This is a genomic window from Paenibacillus endophyticus (assembly GCF_014192395.1).
Lineage (GTDB): Bacteria > Bacillota > Bacilli > Paenibacillales > Paenibacillaceae > Pristimantibacillus > Pristimantibacillus endophyticus.
This window is the reverse complement of the sequence record NZ_JACHXW010000018.1, coordinates 49343-66563: the sequence shown is the minus strand read 5'-3', so window position 1 is coordinate 66563 and position 17221 is coordinate 49343. Positions and strand designations below refer to the sequence as shown.

The window sequence follows — 17221 nt, the reverse complement described above, 5'->3', positions numbered from 1 at the left end:
GCCAGGATCTAGCCGCAGCTTATGGGTTGTCCTGTGTCTCACGTTGACTCTCTGAATCTACCTAATTAAAGAACTCCTCCAACTGGCGCTGACGCGCCTATTGGAGGAGTTTTTTGCGGTTCATGCCTATCCACAAAAGAATTCGTACTAAATGAGCCTTTGACAGAGCCCCCAGTCATCCCGGCTATAATTTCGACCTACCTTTACATTAACCTGGTCATAGATTCCCGGTTGGAACTTATTTCTCCGAGCAATCTACCCAGCTCACCAGGATCGTTAGCATGATTATACATGCCGAGAAAGGCGCATGCAGCTTGCGGGTACGTCGCAATCAAGTGATTAACTGCTTGCTGCTCCGGTGTATACGGTACATTGCGAGTCATTTCGCAAGCTAATTGAAACAGAGGCTCAAACTTGTTCGTTAGTTCGCTTTCATATTGCGACGCCATTTTCTCCCACTGGACATTCGCTAATCCATGATTGTCTAGAACCCCCTTCAGCAGACGTGCGCTATACATGGCATCATGCATGCCCTGCCCGATCGCTGGATCTTTGAAAGAATGAGCATCGCCAATCAACGCCCACCCTTTGCCCATCGCTTCATGCCAATCGTTGTCATATCCCAGAAGACCACGGATCGGACCAACCGCTTCTGCTTCTTGAAGTCTCGAGACAAAAGATGATTCTCCTAAGCCGGATTGTATGATCTCCCGAAAGCCCGTCTCTGCATTTAATCTCATTCGGCTCATCAAGTCCGCATTAGCGAGCGGAAACATAAGTCCGACAACATGAAGATGGTCACTCGTCGGGAATACGATTGCAATGAGTTCCCCGCGTTTATAAAATTCGGAGCGAGGCTCATCCTCCTGCTCAAAACCTTTGAAGTAACCAACATAAGAAGCAAATTCGGTCGGAATAGCGGTCAAGCATTTGCTGCCTGCCAATGATCGAATCGTTGACCTTCTGCCATCCGCCCCAACAACAAGTTTCGCTGTATATTTCACGGTTTCTCCGCCGGATTGGCTTCCTTCTACACCTTTAACAATATCTTCTTCACGCACTAGACCGGTCACCCGAAAATGCTGAAGAGCATGGACGCGTTCCAGCGAACAGACATGCTCAAATAAAATGTGGTCCAGATGGGTCCTGCGAATGCAGAGGCACTCGGATTCTCCATCCACCTCAGGAAATTCTCCTTCAATGACCGCATCTTCTAACTGTACATAAGCGCGCTTGTAAGTCGGTGTTCCCGTGGAGAGCAGCTTATCCAATACGCCCATCTCTCTCAACATCGCCAATGAATTATTAAAAAAGTTATGGGTGGACAGCACGTCACTTGGAAAACTTCCTTTATCGACAAGCAGTACGTCATAACCGGCTCGACCCAGCTCATAGGCAAGCGTCGCACCTGCTATTCGAGCGCCGACAATAATGACATCGTAATCCGTTCTCATCGTTTTTCTCCTTCTCTCTTTCGTGATACCCCCATATTACTCAATAGGAAGATAGGCAGCGTCTATCGAAAGGTATAGAAGAAGGTTATAACTTTTCCAGCAGCCCGCTGTTTTCCGCAATTCTAATCGCCTGTACACGGCCTTGCGCCTGAAGCTTGCTATATACCCGGTGAAGATGAAGCTTCACGGTACCTTCAGTCAAAACAAGCTCAGCTGCAATAGCCTTATTCGATAATCCTTGCGCCATAAGAATGAATACCTCCATCTCTCTTGCAGTCAGGACGTCTATGTTGCTTTGTACAGAATTTGTAAATACCTGGTTATTCCCCGTTTCGCTATTTTCCGATTGACGGCATACCATATGGATAAATGAAAGCTCCTTCTCGGACCACAAAGAGGAGTTGGATGAAGCCGCCTTGTACTTGCCAAGACGCTCCATAACAGCAGGCCCCGAATCCAAGAATGACCGGATGTTGCCATCATAACAGCCAACCCTTACAGCTGAAAGCAGCAGGCGTCTGCACGCTATAGAATTGTTTCTGTTCGCGTAAATTTCGCTAAGCAAGAGTAGTCCCTGAAGCTCGCTTAAGCCATTTCCATGCAATTGTGCGATTGAAAGTGCATTAATTGCACTTTCGCAGGCCTCTTCCCACTTGCCTACTCCCATTAAAATCTGGATATAGATGAAATCTTCATCGTCCGGAAACAAGTCATCTCTGGAGGTTGTCCGTTCTGCAGCTTTCCGTTTATACTCATCCGCCCACTCGCGTGCAGGAATCGAATTCCCTAATTGCAGCTGGCGGATTACGATGCTGGCCGCAAGCTTGCTGTACCAAACTGACGTATGCTGATGGTGGCTGCGCAAATGACTCATTGCCTCCTCCATGACATCTAACGCTTCGTCGCTTCGTTGTTCTGCGATGAGAATATGGGATAACAGAAGTACGGATGGAACGTAAGACCCTATTGTACCGAATTTCCGGCCAAGCCTGATTCCTTCTTCTGCGTAGCTTCGAGCGAGGGGCAGATGGTTGCGCAAGTAACAAACCTCTCCCATTGCGATCTGCTGGTAGGAGGTATAAGCGCTTTCATGCAAACCGTTCTTCTCAATAAATTCGCCGTATGCGCGGTGATAGCTCTCCGCATATTCAATCCGGCCATTAAAGCCAAATTTCCCGCGAATAAACGGCACAGTTCCCTCATTAAGCTCTAGTCCTAGACTAAGCAGAAGCGGTGTTTCAGGATCAGGCAAGTCTTCTCTTCCCCCATATTCTTGAATAAGCGCAAGAGCATGATCGAAGTTGCCGCTCAATACGGCATGAAAGTTCTCAATAATTCGGACCTCTTCTCGCATACGGAAGAAGCCCGAAGCCTGAGGATCAGCTTTCATGCTCGCAAGCGCTGTATTCAGCTTTCTAAGCAGCACCTCCGCCATTTCTGTATGTCCATCCATCAGATCAATCCAGAGCAAGAGCAGCAGATTGCCTGTTTCGTTAAGCGTATGTATAGACAATTGATCAAGCCAGCGGCGCAGCAACACCGTCTCTCTAACCTTCAACCAAATATGGGCATGCTGTTGCATCCAGGCTGCCGCCCTGCGCTCGTCGCCTGCGAATAGTGCCTGCTCGATGGCTTCCTCTAAGTAGCCGTGGCTCTTGTACCATTCAGCTGCACGACTATGAAGCAGCGCCATTCCTGCTTGTTCCTCTTTCCTCAGCTTGACGCGCAAAAAATCCGCAAACAAATGGTGATACCGATACCACTCTCGTTCATCATCAAGTGGAATGAGAAACAACCCTCTGCGCACGAGTTCTTGAATGCTGTCGCCTGCATCAGGCTCATTTATCACTGCGCTGCACAGGGATGGACATAATCGATCAAGAATCGAGGTTTTGCGCATAAAGCGCTTGGTTTCTTCTGAAATATGACTAAATACCTCTTCCATTAAATAGTCGGCCACATGACGATTGCGTCCAGTCAGCGGCTTAATAACGCCGCTAATTTGTCCAGCTGCATAGGATAGCGCAGACAACTGCAGCATGGCAGCCCAGCCTTCCGTATGATGAACCAGATGGCGAAAGGTCTTGCTATCAGGCGAAGCTCCCGTCTGTAAGTGCCAATAAGAATCAATTTCTGAGTCCGTGAACCGCAGATTGGACAAGCTTATTTCATTCAGCCTTCCATTGGCCCTCATTGCACCTAACGGGATCGGTATTTCATGCCGGCTGATTAATATAAGGTGAACTGACGCTGGCAATTTGCACAACCAGTCATAGAGCGCTTCATGTATCGAATCCGTTTCAATCATATGGTAATCATCGAGGACAAGCATAAGAGGCTCCTCCTGTTGCGATGATTCAATTAACGCATGCAGCAGCTGTGCCGAAAGCCTTTCGGCGGATTCGAAACCGCCAAGGCCCGACTCCCCATTCAGCTTTATATGGAGTGCCTGTTCCACTGACCCACGCAAATAACGCCAGAATCGCAGAGGATCATTTTCTTTCGAATCGAGAGACAGCCAGCCATTTTTTAGCCCGGATTGTCGAATCCAGCTGCTTACAAGCGTCGATTTACCGAATCCAGGAGGTGCGACAACCGTTGTCAGACGAGCGCCTAAAGCTCGTTCAAGCAGTTGATTGAGCCTGCTGCGCGTTAAATGTGATGGCGTGCTTTCAGGCAAATAGAGCTTCGTTTTCAGCAGTGCCTCCACCTGATGAAGCTCTGCCGCTCTAGTGGAATCATTCATACTCAGTCACCTTTTCTTTTTTTCCATTTATTGATGTATTCACGGAATGACTATCATATTCCTCCATCTATTGCCCCAACCCGGTAGGATTAATATGGCGGTCCATAAACAAAGTGGAATTAATTACTAAATGGCCATCTGGATTAGTTCTTCCCAGAATCCGCCATCCTTGCTTATTCAGCTGTGATTCATCAATCGCTTCATACATAATTTGCCTCATTCCCTCAGCCGTACGAACAGCGACAAGCGGGTTCATGGCCGTTCGATTGATTTGTTCAAGCACCGCCCGTTTATTTTTTACGAGACTTGCGACAAAAATCCGGTTATACGCGCCGTAATCGAACTCGTCTCCATTCTCCATAATGACCTTTACTTTAGCATTTAAGCCCATTTTTTCGAGAAAAGAGCTGGAGGCATCGCAAGCCACAGCATCGATTTCGAGACAAATGACCTCCACGCCATGGAATAGATGAATCATAATCGGACTTATCGGCATCGGCCCGCTGCCAATAAACACTATCGGCGAATGCTCCAGCTGACCGCCTTCCTGAATCAACTGCCTTAGCATGGACAGCTCCTCGGTAACCAAGGCCAAATAGATCGACCAATAAGGCAACCGTGTAACGATATCCATAACGGAATCTCCCGGGCTGCAAAACGTTTGAGAATCAGCCAGCTCGACTTGAAACTCGGCTTTTGACAATTTATCCTGCAGCAAGCGTTGGTTGTAAACCATATATTCATGGCTTAGAACCGCCTTTACCTCCTCGGGCGAGTAATAGGCGCGCAATTGCTGTGAAAGGCGCCTAATCATGCTCGTCACCCGTTGATTGGCAGGAGAGAGATCTTCTTCGATGTGAAGAAGTTCATTTAGCTCGCGAATAAACGCGATAAAGTCATCTACCTTTTGCATGCTTGGGATAGGACTTGTAGATTGTATAGCGGCAGCGGTAGGAAAAATATCCATTTGCCTAATTCCTCCTTCATTCAACATCCTCGTTCTCTCTTCGAATATATTCGTTTGGTCAACAATCTAGACGAGTCCTCTGACAGGATATCTAGCGAATGATGTTGAGCGAACAATTAGGAAATGCCTACACGCAAAGGTTATGAAAGACAATGAAACAGCCATGCACAACAATCGCCCCGCTTCCATATAAGGAAACGGGGCGATTATTAAATGATTTCGAGCTCATCAATGCCCGGCATGATCGGATGTGACGAATGAGGCTCCAGCTGGTACCAGTACGCGACGGATGCAATATCATCCTGGAGCGGTAAATACCGGCCGTGGGAGCGCCAGCCAAGCGCCTGTACCGTTACTTTCAGATCCTCATCAAAACGTATCGGATCCATGACATGGAACCGGTACATCCCGAAGCGTTGATTGGCTTTGTACAACCCATCTGGCTTAATCGCTTGATGCATGCCAAGAAACGCGGTCGAATACGTCACATATTGTCCGTTCATATCCCAGTTCCAAGCGCCACCGAAATAATCTTCCGTACCTGTTCCGCAGATGGTTGGGTATTCCTTGTCGCCGTCCATGAAAAATTTCAGTTCGCCCTCGCCCCACCAGTTATTGCTATTTACTTGCCAGGCAAGGTATGTGCCAACATAATGGCCTTTCCCCTTGATGCCGTCAACGATCGTATGAACGTCCTTATACGGAACTGGATTGCTGCGGCGCCACTGTGCGTGGAAATACGCCATATCGCCTGGCACCTCCGTCAACGTATAATTGATTTGGTAATAGAGCTGCGTCGCTTCATGTGAAATATTAGCCATAACGATTCGCGCTTTTTTGCGGAACGGCATTTCCCAATAGCTATTGAAGCCGCCTGCTGGGTTCACAGCAATCGGAAGAGCATTAACCAGCGCCCGCTCGCCCCAGCCGTTGCAGAAGAAATCGCCAACCGGCACGTATACGGAAGGATCCGTTTCATCATCCCAATATATTTTGAAAATAAGAGAGCGAACCGATTGATGCGGACAGGTTAGCCAAATGTTCTGGATCACGCCTGGACCGTCCATTTCTGCCATCGTAAATTCAGAATTACCTTCAATTTTCACGGACGGAGAAACCTTCCAGCCTACGCCTAGATCACGAGCCGCTTGCGCCCCCGTACCATCGGTAGCCATAGCCCCTTTCCCTTTCTCGCCCGTGAAGTTTTCAGGCGAAATCGATCTTGTCAGCGCATTCGATACACGCGCCAAATTGCCTAGCCCCATTCCTAATCCGTTAAATTGACTCATCTTCTATTCCTCCAGGTTTGTTTTTTTACCAACGGTCATTCGCTTGTACTCTCTTCTCAGTCAATCATGTAAGCGTAACCATATTTTCGGTCGGATCCTTATATTTCCGTTAACGACCGAGCGTCGACAGCCAACGATTCAAACCACTCTTCCCATTGTTCCCTCACAATAAGAGAACGTCATTTTATTCGGCATCACCTTCCTATTATGGGCGGGAGTCGTGAATTAGATATTAACTTTAAAGTTACTTAAAATACGGGTTTGCGATTCAAATCCTTATAAATATGTTCTTTTCTATGATAAATGATGTTGTTATCAGAAAGGAAGCCCCCTATTAGACTCATATTTTGAATGTTCAGGTTAATGAATGCAATCCAACGTTTTTCTAAATTATTATGCTTGGCAAAAAAAACGAAAATTAGCGCCACAAGCGTAAAGCCTGTGGCGCTATCCGTTATTCCATTATGCTATTGTTCTATCAAAGAATGAGAAAGTGGTTGTCCTTTCATTCTATAAGCCCAATTCAGATCCACATACATGATATGTTTAATTAACTGGGCAGTACTATTAAAATTATGATTAGGGCCCTTGTAATCCACTTCTTTCTGTGACATGCCCTCCGTGATTAGATGCAGTCGTTGGCTGTTCTCTTTTACAGCGGAATATAAAATTCCCACAATAGGTGACATATGTTCTTCACCTCGTAAATCATAAAGCATTCTAGCTCTCTCCTTGCGACCCATAAGCGAGAGTTTGCGTAACAGATCTGCGCTTGGATCTGTTTAATATGGAAATCCCGATTACAAAATGGCGCGGCATGCGCGTATTTTGTAATCGGGATTCATCGGTTCCAAGTAGAACCTTCTAACCATGCAATTGATGCTCCTCTTTATGCCGACAAGTCGATATCGTCTTTGGCATGAAGCCGATCATGCTCCTTCTTCTCGATCCAACCGCCTACACGAATAAAGAAAAAAGCGGTAGCGATCGTGAAAATGACGATGCCGTAGAAACCTGCCCCGATGCCGATTCCAACCCCTCCAGCGAATAAAATCATCGCCGCTGAAGTCAGCCCCTTCACTTCGAAGCCTGTTTTCATAATGAGTCCCGCACCTAAAAAACCAAGGCCAGAAACAATCTGAGCGGTCAAGCGCATCGGGTCCATCATCGTTCGCTCATTCATATGTCCGTATCTCGCCACGCTCTCAATCGACACGATCGTGATGAGTGCAGATGCGACCGTCACGAACGTATACGTCTTCACGCCCGCAGGCTTGTTCTTGTGCGTACGGTCGAACCCAATCAGCAGCCCCAGGATGGCGCTAATTAGAATGCGGAAATACATTTCAAATTCCGTAAAAAAATGAACAATAACTGAAATAAACTGTGTCATTAACCCGCCTCATTTACTTAGAAACACTCTCGTTTCCACCGAAAACCGGCGAACAAGAGCTTCGTTCAATAATTTTGCTGCTTACCGTTACGTGGTTCGGATAACCGCCTTCAAGCACGCCGAGCTTATGCATCAGCTGTTTGACCGATTGCGACCCAAGCTCCGATGGCTGAAGATCCATGCCCGTTAGGGATGGTGTAACTTGGTGCATCATCGATAAATCGCCGCATATGACGAATAGCGAAATATCCTCGGGTACGCTCAAGCCTAGCTCATTGATGGCATTCAATACACTGAATGCCGTGCGGTCATCATCGGCGATGATGGCCGTTACCTTTTCTTTCCGTTCGCCTAGCATGCGGACAGTCTCATCATAGCCATAAGTCATATATTCATCGGAGTGAATGTCAGGCTTATAATGTACCATATGCGGCTGCAGCTCAATCTGATGCTTCTGCATTGCTTGTGCAAACGCTTTTGTTCGCTCAATGGATACCGTCATATGTTTTCCTGCATTAAGGAACATGAGATTACGATGTCCGAAGCCGGTCAAATAGTCGCAAATATCCAAAATAATCCTGTTGTTATCGTTGTTTACTGTTGTCGCTTCATGCAGGCCGTCGTTGATGATTTGGCCGACCGTGACGAACGGCACCTGATTTTGATGCAGCAGATTGATCCGTTCATCCTGTTCCATCGGTCCAAGGACGATAGCCCCGTCGATCGGATAGCTTGCTAGCGACGGCGTTTTGACCTCCTCGATCGGAATCATGTCCAATAGGACTCGATAGCCATAGATGGAAGCCTCCAGAACGACGCCATTAATAAATTGGTTATGAAAGACGCTGAAGAAGAAATTACCGTGCGGTATCGTAAGCCCGATCGCCATCGTTTTTTTGGTGACCAGGCTTCTTGCAATATGGTTTGGAACGTAATTTAATTCCCGAGATACGCGCAGCACCTTTTCAGTAACCGATTTGCTGGTTCGTCTTTTCTGGCTGAACACATTGGAAACCGTACCTTTTGAGACGCCCGCAAGACGAGCGACATCATCGATTTTTGCCATTTTTGCCTGAACATCCTCTCAAAGCATGCTAAACCTCGTCCCCGCAAGCCGTCAGAGTCAAGCCTCGTCTGCAAGCTCGTTGTGAACGCCTTTCAGCTTCAATTCCTCCGCGTAATGACATGCTGTGAAATGATTATAGCCTACTTCGCGCAGCTCGGGAACTTCTTTCACGCATTTTTCAGTACGATATGCGCATCTTGGATGGAAATGGCAGCCGCTTGGCGGATTAGCCGGATTCGGGACTTCACCCTCCAATATGATTCGGTTCTTCTTCAGCTCCGGGTCGGGCTGCGGAACGGCTGACATCAGCGCTTCCGTATAAGGATGCCTCGGCTGGCCGAACAGCGATTCGCTGGCGGCTAGCTCTACGATTCTGCCTAAATGCATGACGGCTACCCGGTCGGATATGTTCTGCACGATGGAAAGATCATGCGAGATGAAAATGTACGTAATGCGGAACTGCTCCTGTAAATCCTTGAGCAGATTGATGATTTGCGCCTGGATGGATACGTCCAAGGCGGATACTGCCTCATCGCATACGATTAACCGAGGCTGCGTAATAAGCGCTCTGGCGATGGCAATCCGCTGCCTTTGTCCGCCGGAGAACGCATGCGGATAACGTCTTAAGTAGCTCACATTCAAGCCCGTTTTCTCCGCAATTAACGTCACCTTCTCTTCAACTTCCGCTTTGCTCAGCTTGAAATTAGCGATAAGCGGCTCGGATATGATATCGAATACGCTCATTCGCGGACTAAGCGAGGAGTAAGGATCCTGGAATATCATTTGGATTTCTCTTCGATAGGTTTTGGAGCCCTTGCCCTTCAGCTTCAAAAAATCGATTTGCTGCCCATCCTCCGTATGGTAGATGACTTGGCCAGAGGAGGCGTCCATCCCCCTTACGATGCAGCGGCCAAGCGTAGTCTTGCCGCAGCCGGATTCTCCGACGATGCTGAGCGTCTCTCCCTCGATTAGCTCGAAGGAGATCTGATTAAGCACCTGAACAGAAGCAGGCTTTCGGAAAAGCGCGGTTTTGGATTTCACTTGAAAATCCTTATTCATATCGATGACATCTAAAATAGGCTTAGGCTTGGTCATTGCGCTGCTCCTTCTTGACGGTCCGAGTACAGGAAGCATCGGACGGAATGCTGGTCCGTAATCCGGGTCTTCGGTACAGCGTTTGTATTGCAAACGCCTTCAATCCGATCGCTGCAGCGGTCATAGAACCCGCACATCGGCGGCATATTGATCGGAATCGGAACCGTTCCTTCAATGGAATCCAGCCGCTTGGTCTTGTCGCCGCCCAGTCGGGGCATCGACTTCAGCAACCCTTTCGTATATGGGTGCTTCGCATTAGCGAAAATCTCTTTGACGGGTGCCTGTTCGACGATTTTCCCCAAATACATGACGGCAACCTCGTCGCACATTTGAGCGATAATGCCCAGATCATGCGTGACGAGCAGAATCGCCATGCCGAACTCGGACTGCAGCTTTTTCATCAGCTCCAGCACTTGTGCCTGGATCGTTACGTCAAGTGCTGTCGTCGGCTCGTCGGCAATTAAAATTTCCGGGTTGCACGATAAGGCCATCGAGATCATCGCCCGCTGGCGCATTCCGCCTGAGAACTCATGCGGGTATTGATCGAATCGCTTTTCTTGATCGGATATGCCGACTTTTGCGAGCATTTCCAGCGCTATTTTTTTCGCTTCTTTTTTGTTTTTTGTGCGATGGATTCGGATCGCTTCCATCAGTTGGTTCCCGATTGTGTACATCGGCGAGAACGCGGTCATCGGCTCTTGGAAGATCATAGCGATCTTCCGTCCCCGAATCGAACGGATTTGCTTGCCGTTTGGATGAAGCGACAGCAGGTTCAGCCGATTGAGCGAAGCTTCCGAATCCGAATGGTAGACGATGTCCCCGGTCGTTTCGCATTCTTTCGGGTTGATGCTAATAATCGCGCGGCTCGTAAGGCTTTTTCCGCAGCCCGACTCTCCAACTAGGCCTAAGGTTTTGCCTTTATGAATCTCGAAATCGACCCCGTCTACCGCGTTCATAATCCCATTGTCCATCTTGATTTGAATATTAAGGTTTTGTACGGACAATAAAGGTTGCCCGGTCTGAGCAGCTTGAGCCGTCATGCTATCCCCTCGCTTGCCTTTTATTTAATCGCTTATTTTTTGTAGGGATCTGCGGCATCGCGCAATCCGTCGCCAAGGAAATTGTAGGTTAACACCGTTAGAATGACGATTCCCAGCGGAAACAGCTTCCACGGATACAATGCGACATTTTCGATCTTCTGGGCTTCTTGCAGCAATACGCCCCAGCTCGTTGCGGGAGATCGGATACCGAGTCCCAGAAAGCTCATCGCCGTTTCGGCAAGGATCATGCCGGGAATGGCAAGCGTCGTCGCCACCACAAGGTAGCTGATAAAGCCGGGCAGCAAATGCTTGATGATAATTTTCGTACTGCCTACGCCTGCAATTTTTGCGGCTATCACGTAATCCTCGTTTTTAAGCGAGATAAACTTGCCTCTGACTACCCTCGCCAGATCGGTCCAGCCAATAAAGGCGAAGATAATGACAATGTACAAATACATAGTAACGACAGGTATTCGCGGCGGTATGGCGGCGGATAAAGCCATCCATAGCGGAAGCGTAGGAAAGGATCGAATGATCTCAATTACCCGTTGGATAATTGAATCGAGCCAGCCGCCGAAATAGCCGGAAATGCCGCCGATGATCAAGCCAATCACCAAGCTGATGCCTACGCCGACGAGCGGGATGCTAAGCGAGATTTGGCTTCCTAGAATAATACGGGAAAATAAATCCCTGCCCATGCCGTCCGTGCCTAGCAGGAATACGCGTCCCGGCTCTTTTACACCGATTAAATGGGTCGATGTCTTGATTAATCCTAGAAACTTATATTCCTCTCCCTTGACGAAAAATTGGAGGGAATGCCGCTTTTCCGTATCTGGCACAAATATTTTCCGCATCGTTTCCGGGTCGCGCGTCGATTTCAGCTCATACACGAATGGCTTGATATGAAACTTACCGTCCGCGTCTATAAATTTAAACCCCATTGGTGGCACATTCACATATTTGCTATCGTAGCTTTGCAGACCGTACGGAGCGATGAATTGCGCAAACAGCGCAACCGTATAAAGCAGCGCCAATATAAACAAGCTGATTTGCGCTAATTTATGCTTTTTAAATCTGAGATACATGAGCCGCCATTGCGAGCTGTAATTGGCATCTGTGTTTTTCTTGGGACGAAGGGTTTCCGGCTTTTGCCTTTTGAACGCAGGTATTGTTCTCATCGTATTAATTACCCCTGAATTCTGTACGAATTTTTGGATCCAGCCATGCGAGTAAAATATCCGAGATTAACGTTCCGAGTACGGTGAGCAGCGCCATGAACAGCAGCCACGAGCCTGCCAGATACATATCCTGGCCGAGCAAGGCGTTATACATGACCGGCCCTTGAATCGGCAGATTCAAAACGATTGCCGTAATGGTCGAGCCCGTAAAAATCGAAGACAACGACCAGCCGATTGTACTCACAATCGGGTTCAATGCGGCGCGTGTCGGATATTTGAGCAAAATCCTTGTTTCGGACAAGCCTTTCGCTCTCGCCGTCACCACGTTCGGCTTGTTCAACTCATCCAGCATTTGCCCCCTCATAACCCGGATCAGGTCAGCGGTGCTCGCCAGTCCGATTACGATGACAGGGATAACCATATGCTTCATTAAATCGACCGCCTTATCCCATGACCATGGCGCGTTCACGTACTCATTCGAGAATAGGCCAAGCAGCGGGTCGCCAAACCAAGTGTAGGATAAAAACATTAAAATGATGGCTAACAAAAAGTTAGGCGTGGCCATGCCAATAAAGCTGATGCCGGAGAAAAAATAATCGCCCGCCGAATACTGCTTGACTGCCGTATAGATCCCGATCGGAATCGCGACCACGTACTGAAAGACCATCGTGACAATTGAAACGACTAACGTCAGACCCATGTATTGCTTCACGACTGCCAGCACCGGCTTATTGTAGTTGAACGAGAAGCCGAAATCTCCGTGCAGCACGATTTTTTTCACCCATACCAAATACTGTTCGTACACTGGACGGTCCAAGCCAAGATTTGATCTCATTTCATCCATTTCCACCTGCGTCATAACATCGCCGGCAGCCGACATTGTTGCGGAATAACTGGAAACATAATCGCCTGGCGGAAGCTGAATGATGTAAAACACGACAAAGGAAATAAACATAACAACGGGTATGACCAACAGAATTCGCCTTATTATATATTGAAGCATCTCATATCCGTCCCTCTCCGCTACAAGCTGAATCTTAGTACGGCAAAGGCAGGGAAGCAGCTTCCCCGCCTTTGCCGCTGACATTGCTGCAACTTATTGTTTAATGAAGAATTGCGATGGATGTCCTTGACCGAGTGAACGGTATTCGTCTGCCCATACCATATCGGTAGGGATATTGTGAATGCTGTTTGATGCGGCAATTAGTGTTGGCGTAGGGCCAGCATAGCCGATTACCCATTGATTTTTCATATGCAGCTTAATAATTTCATTGCTGTATTGATCGATTTCCTCTTGCGTTTTGCTCGCTTTGATTTTTTCCCAATTTTCAAGAATCAAGGCAATGTCGCCTTCCGGCTTCACGCCTTCTTTCCCGCCTGATTGCGTATACAAGCCGTAATGGCCGAACCATGGTGTGATAACCCGAAGCGGAACGATCGCATCCGGACGGAACGCCACGTTGGCAACTGAAATATTTTCGGTCGTGATTGGAATTTGATTGGCGTACTTCATATCGAAATGCGTACCGCCGTCCACAACCTTCAGGTTCGTTTTCAAGCCCATGTCTTCAAAATACTTTTTCAACAGCTCCAAGAATGCAGCCGTATCCGTACTGGATTCTATTATGGTCAACGTCAGTTCGGAGCCATCGGCATTTAGCCGGAAATTGTCCTTATCGCGTTTTGTCAGGCCAAGCTCATCCAAAATCTGATTTGCCCGCTCCGGATTGAATTCCGTCCATTGATCTTTCCAGCCCTCCTGATAGCCCATTACGCCTTCCGGTACGGATGCTTGGATCGGCTCGCCCAATCCGTTTGTTACGATCTCAGAAATTTCTACGCGGTTAACCCCAATAGATAATGCTTCTCTGAAGCGGATATCTTGGAACAGCTTCCGAAGATTCGGATCCGGCGTCGTTTGGTTTAATTGAATGCCTGCGCTGCTCCATGCCGGCTGCGTCCAAGGAATAATGCGGTAGTCGCCTTTTTTCTCATTTTCCTTCAGAACCGTGAAATCATTAGCGCCAAATACAACTAAGTTGTAGTCGCCAGCCAATGTTCCGAGCACTTTTTGACTCGGGTCTTGGATTTTGGTCGCCACTAGGCGATCGATATAAGGAAGCTGCTTGCCCTCGGAATCCGTCTTCCAGAAGTATGGATTGCGCTCCATGACGAACTGGTCGCTGTTCGGATCGGTTGTCGGCATCCATGCCCTTATCGTCGGAATTTCCTTGTGCAGCCAATCATAGTAGCCGGTTTCGACTAGGAATACTTTCGGATCCTCATAGCCCCATGATTTCGTAATCTCCAGCGTTTTTGCATCGCCTACGAATTCGGGAAGAATCGTTTCGTGGAAATGCTTGGGCGCGAAAAACCATTTGTTGTCGATGGCCACACGCTCCAAAAATTGAACGCTTGGATATTTGTGCGTGACGGTGAAGGTGTAGTCATCGACCTTCTTCACTTCTGCCAAGGCTCTGTCGCCGCTTACCGGGTCTACCGAGTAATAAGCGTCATAGATTTTTTTGCCGAACGTTTCTTTTTTCAGCATGTGCTCCCAGTAGAAGATGACGTCTTCCGTTGTGAACGGCACGCCGTCCGACCACTTCATGCCTTCCCTAAGGTGAATCGTAAACACGGTCGAATCGTCGTTCACTTCATAGCCTTTAGCTACGTTTGGCTCGACTTTATTGCCTTCTTTGTTGAAACGGAAGAGCGCTTCCTCTGTCGGCTGGCCTACTCCCCATTTGTCGGAGGGGCCATTCCAAGGCATTTTCCACTCGCCGCCGTATTGGCCGATTTCATCAACAACCTCTTCGATTTTGATGTCCGCCGCTACAGGCATACGATCTTCCAGCTTCGGCAGCTTGCCGTCTTTGACGAGTGCGGCGAACGCCGGGGCTTCCTTGGCTCCCGCTTGCGCGTTGTCTACCGGCGCTGCTGTTTCCGTCGGCTTTTCCTTCGATTCGTTCGTTGCACTCGGACTTGAATTGTTGTTCGTGCACCCTGCTGCAATAATCGCGATCATAACGAATAAGACCAACATCATTTTGCTTCGTTTCAAATTAACCCCTCCAAAAATTGATTAGTCATTTTTGAATCTGTACAACCGCTCTGTTTCTAGAGATAGTGTTAAACCGGTTTAAAAGGGTATTGTGCCGTATCCCTGTTATGTATGCTGAACATTTCGTGGTGATTAAACCGGTTTAATAAAGCGTTTAAAATGTAAGCGCTTAATGTAAACGCTTTAGTTGTATGATACATTGGATAATTTATGTAAGCAAGGGGTAATGTTAAGAAATTGTAAATTTTTTTTGATCGCTTGTTTCCACCGTTGCCACATGAAGAACTTCTCCCGCTTACCAGCCGGAGATAGAGAAATAGCCCTTCAGGCAGCCTGAAGGGCTTAATTTTTTTCAATTAGAATGAAGGCGATACTTCGCTGTGCGGACTAGGAAAGCTCAGCGTTCAGCCGCTCGATTAACGCCACCAGCTCAAGCGGTTCGCGTACCGTGTAGGTAGGACGCTCCGACTTATCTGCAGGCAAGTGCGGGTAGCGCGTCGTCCAGCTTTGGAAGATGCTCGTAATGCCCAGCGCATTGGCGCCTTTCATATCGCGGCTCAAATTGTTGCCGATCATGACGATGCGCGAGTAATCCGCCTCTGACAAATCCAAGGCGCCAACGGCCGCTTTGAACATACGGGGACTTGGCTTGCTAGCTTTCACGGTTTCAGAATAGATCATCGTCGTAAAATAATCATAGAGCCCGTGCTGCTTGAATACGTTCTTGAAGGATTGTGCATCGCCATCTGCGACCAGCGCAAGCGTATAGCCTTTGTCGTACAACGTTTTGACCATGACGTCAGCGCCTGGAATGACCTCTGCGCTCAGCACGATCCCCTCATCGTCCCTTACTTCCGTTGATTCATCGATAATGGTGTCGCCGCTGTCCAAAAATACGATTAATTTTTTCTCCATGTGTCAAACAACCTTCCCCCATATTAATTTGCCAGCGAGCTCGTCGATTGTATGACGATCAGCTCCGGCTGCATGACGATCCTTTGCTTGATCTTGTCCGTGTTCTGTACGGTATGGATCGGCAAAAGGAATGACAGCTTGTTCATTTGGTCCATCCGCGAATGAGTGCTGCTCATATTAGCGCTTTCAAAATAACCAAATATAATCATATAATGATAGGTAAAGCGCTTAATCTATATATTACATATATGGACTGCGCAAATCAATCCTAATTTAAGGAGGCTTTTTCCAACATGACTAATTCCGTTCTACAGACGCACTGGGATACGGTGCTCCAGGTTTCACCCCTTCTATACCTGGATCGTCTTGAGCCGTTCTTGCCCATTCGTGTTGGCGTTTCCGTATTCGAAGCCCCAGCGCCGTCCCCCTCGTTCGACCGTTTCATCACATTCGATACGACCCGCATCCGCACCGTCATTGAATATGCGATCTATTGGGATTATGACATCCAGCATATTTACGATTTGGAGCATGTGTGGGTGTACATCGATCACGAAGGAGCGATTGCCTCCTGCGAGGCCAGCTTCCATGGCCGATATTTCCTTAGCTTGCTTCCGGATCGCAGCAATTTATCGGACGACAAGCGCGTCAAGCTATTCGTTCAGCCTGGAAAGCATGCGATGATTCCCATACAGGACGTTTTCCGATTGCTGCCTAATGTCGATAGCTGCTGCCAATCAGAAGCTGGCATTGACGGCGTACTGGAGCCTGCCATGTTCGGCGGCCAGTTCAAAAGTGGCGAAGAAATCGATCAACGTGCCGAAAAGCATCTGCGTGAATTTAGCTTCCAGCCTAGCTTTGACTACATTCCCTTTGATTGGGCTTCGGACGCATTCGTCCCGTGGTCAGAACTGACCAAGGAAATTCCTATTCGGATGAGAGCATTGCTCGCCAAGCTTTAATACTGCTAAAAGATTAGTCTCCGAAAAGATACACCCCTGCCTTAGACAGTGG

Annotated in this window: 14 protein-coding genes and 1 pseudogene; 1 reads left to right on the top strand and 14 read right to left on the bottom strand. The window is 48.0% G+C overall.

Translation table 11 applies throughout. From position 1 onward, the window contains the following. Window positions 1-203: 203 nt before the first annotated feature. The 14 genes and pseudogenes from FHS16_RS23490 to FHS16_RS32300 form a co-directional block, all read right to left on the bottom strand. Entirely contained in the window at window positions 204-1454 is a 1251-nt protein-coding gene (locus tag FHS16_RS23490; RefSeq protein ID WP_183568679.1) for an FAD-dependent oxidoreductase, read from the bottom strand. An 85-nt stretch (window positions 1455-1539) separates the two neighbouring features. Beyond that, a complete protein-coding gene (locus FHS16_RS23485; RefSeq protein ID WP_183568676.1) occupies window positions 1540-4200 on the bottom strand; it encodes a winged helix-turn-helix domain-containing protein in 2661 nt (886 codons plus the stop codon). Between the two features lie 67 nt (window positions 4201-4267). Further along, window positions 4268-5167 (bottom strand): nicotianamine synthase family protein, encoded by a 900-nt coding sequence (locus FHS16_RS23480; protein WP_183568673.1) that lies wholly within the window; start codon window positions 5165-5167, stop codon window positions 4268-4270. A 209-nt stretch (window positions 5168-5376) separates the two neighbouring features. Next, window positions 5377-6456 carry a glycoside hydrolase family 172 protein gene (locus FHS16_RS23475; protein WP_183568670.1) on the bottom strand — a complete coding sequence of 360 codons (1080 nt, stop codon included), beginning with the start codon at window positions 6454-6456 and terminating at the stop codon, window positions 5377-5379. A 470-nt stretch (window positions 6457-6926) separates the two neighbouring features. Then, window positions 6927-7175: pseudogene (locus tag FHS16_RS23470) on the bottom strand (DinB family protein); the annotation flags it as partial. A 170-nt stretch (window positions 7176-7345) separates the two neighbouring features. After that, the gene (locus FHS16_RS23465) at window positions 7346-7849 is read right to left on the bottom strand and encodes an MgtC/SapB family protein (protein ID WP_183568667.1); all 504 of its coding nucleotides are present in this window, start codon (window positions 7847-7849) and stop codon (window positions 7346-7348) included. A 13-nt stretch (window positions 7850-7862) separates the two neighbouring features. Then, window positions 7863-8915, bottom strand: coding sequence for a LacI family DNA-binding transcriptional regulator (locus FHS16_RS23460; protein ID WP_183568664.1), 1053 nt, complete (start codon window positions 8913-8915; stop codon window positions 7863-7865). Between the two features lie 57 nt (window positions 8916-8972). Beyond that, window positions 8973-10010 carry an ABC transporter ATP-binding protein gene (locus tag FHS16_RS23455; RefSeq protein WP_183568661.1) on the bottom strand — a complete coding sequence of 346 codons (1038 nt, stop codon included), beginning with the start codon at window positions 10008-10010 and terminating at the stop codon, window positions 8973-8975. Continuing rightward, a complete protein-coding gene (locus FHS16_RS23450) occupies window positions 10007-11050 on the bottom strand; it encodes an ABC transporter ATP-binding protein (RefSeq protein WP_183568659.1) in 1044 nt (347 codons plus the stop codon). Before FHS16_RS23450 ends, FHS16_RS23455 begins: the two co-directional genes overlap by 4 nt. 32 nt (window positions 11051-11082) lie before the next feature. Further along, window positions 11083-12228 carry an ABC transporter permease gene (locus tag FHS16_RS23445; protein ID WP_183568656.1) on the bottom strand — a complete coding sequence of 382 codons (1146 nt, stop codon included), beginning with the start codon at window positions 12226-12228 and terminating at the stop codon, window positions 11083-11085. Between the two features lie 4 nt (window positions 12229-12232). Continuing rightward, window positions 12233-13231, bottom strand: coding sequence for an ABC transporter permease (locus FHS16_RS23440; RefSeq protein ID WP_183568653.1), 999 nt, complete (start codon window positions 13229-13231; stop codon window positions 12233-12235). A 93-nt stretch (window positions 13232-13324) separates the two neighbouring features. After that, window positions 13325-15292, bottom strand: a complete 1968-nt coding sequence (locus FHS16_RS23435; protein WP_246431919.1) for an ABC transporter substrate-binding protein — start codon at window positions 15290-15292, stop codon at window positions 13325-13327. A gap of 387 nt (window positions 15293-15679) precedes the next feature. Then, window positions 15680-16207: an HAD family hydrolase gene (locus FHS16_RS23430; protein WP_183568649.1), complete on the bottom strand. Its 528-nt coding sequence runs from the start codon at window positions 16205-16207 to the stop codon at window positions 15680-15682. A 23-nt stretch (window positions 16208-16230) separates the two neighbouring features. Then, window positions 16231-16353 carry a hypothetical protein gene (locus tag FHS16_RS32300; protein WP_281379172.1) on the bottom strand — a complete coding sequence of 41 codons (123 nt, stop codon included), beginning with the start codon at window positions 16351-16353 and terminating at the stop codon, window positions 16231-16233. A gap of 147 nt (window positions 16354-16500) precedes the next feature. Between FHS16_RS32300 and FHS16_RS23425 the strand changes: the two genes are divergently transcribed. Further along, window positions 16501-17169 carry a hypothetical protein gene (locus FHS16_RS23425; protein WP_183568646.1) on the top strand — a complete coding sequence of 223 codons (669 nt, stop codon included), beginning with the start codon at window positions 16501-16503 and terminating at the stop codon, window positions 17167-17169. Window positions 17170-17221: the final 52 nt, after the last annotated feature.

What these genes read in the sequence shown, in the direction of transcription:
- FHS16_RS23480 (WP_183568673.1), bottom strand. Translation starts at nt 5,167, where the DNA reads ATGGATATTTTTCCTACCGCTGCCGCTATACAATCTACAAGTCCTATC.
- FHS16_RS23455 (WP_183568661.1), bottom strand. Translation starts at nt 10,010, where the DNA reads ATGACCAAGCCTAAGCCTATTTTAGATGTCATCGATATGAATAAGGAT.
- FHS16_RS23445 (WP_183568656.1), bottom strand. Translation starts at nt 12,228, where the DNA reads ATGAGAACAATACCTGCGTTCAAAAGGCAAAAGCCGGAAACCCTTCGT.
- FHS16_RS23425 (WP_183568646.1), top strand. Translation starts at nt 16,501, where the DNA reads ATGACTAATTCCGTTCTACAGACGCACTGGGATACGGTGCTCCAGGTT.
- FHS16_RS23485 (WP_183568676.1), bottom strand. Translation starts at nt 4,200, where the DNA reads ATGAATGATTCCACTAGAGCGGCAGAGCTTCATCAGGTGGAGGCACTG.
- FHS16_RS23460 (WP_183568664.1), bottom strand. Translation starts at nt 8,915, where the DNA reads ATGGCAAAAATCGATGATGTCGCTCGTCTTGCGGGCGTCTCAAAAGGT.
- FHS16_RS23465 (WP_183568667.1), bottom strand. Translation starts at nt 7,849, where the DNA reads ATGACACAGTTTATTTCAGTTATTGTTCATTTTTTTACGGAATTTGAA.
- FHS16_RS23490 (WP_183568679.1), bottom strand. Translation starts at nt 1,454, where the DNA reads ATGAGAACGGATTACGATGTCATTATTGTCGGCGCTCGAATAGCAGGT.
- FHS16_RS23440 (WP_183568653.1), bottom strand. Translation starts at nt 13,231, where the DNA reads ATGCTTCAATATATAATAAGGCGAATTCTGTTGGTCATACCCGTTGTT.
- FHS16_RS23430 (WP_183568649.1), bottom strand. Translation starts at nt 16,207, where the DNA reads ATGGAGAAAAAATTAATCGTATTTTTGGACAGCGGCGACACCATTATC.
- FHS16_RS23450 (WP_183568659.1), bottom strand. Translation starts at nt 11,050, where the DNA reads ATGACGGCTCAAGCTGCTCAGACCGGGCAACCTTTATTGTCCGTACAA.
- FHS16_RS32300 (WP_281379172.1), bottom strand. Translation starts at nt 16,353, where the DNA reads ATGAACAAGCTGTCATTCCTTTTGCCGATCCATACCGTACAGAACACG.
- FHS16_RS23475 (WP_183568670.1), bottom strand. Translation starts at nt 6,456, where the DNA reads ATGAGTCAATTTAACGGATTAGGAATGGGGCTAGGCAATTTGGCGCGT.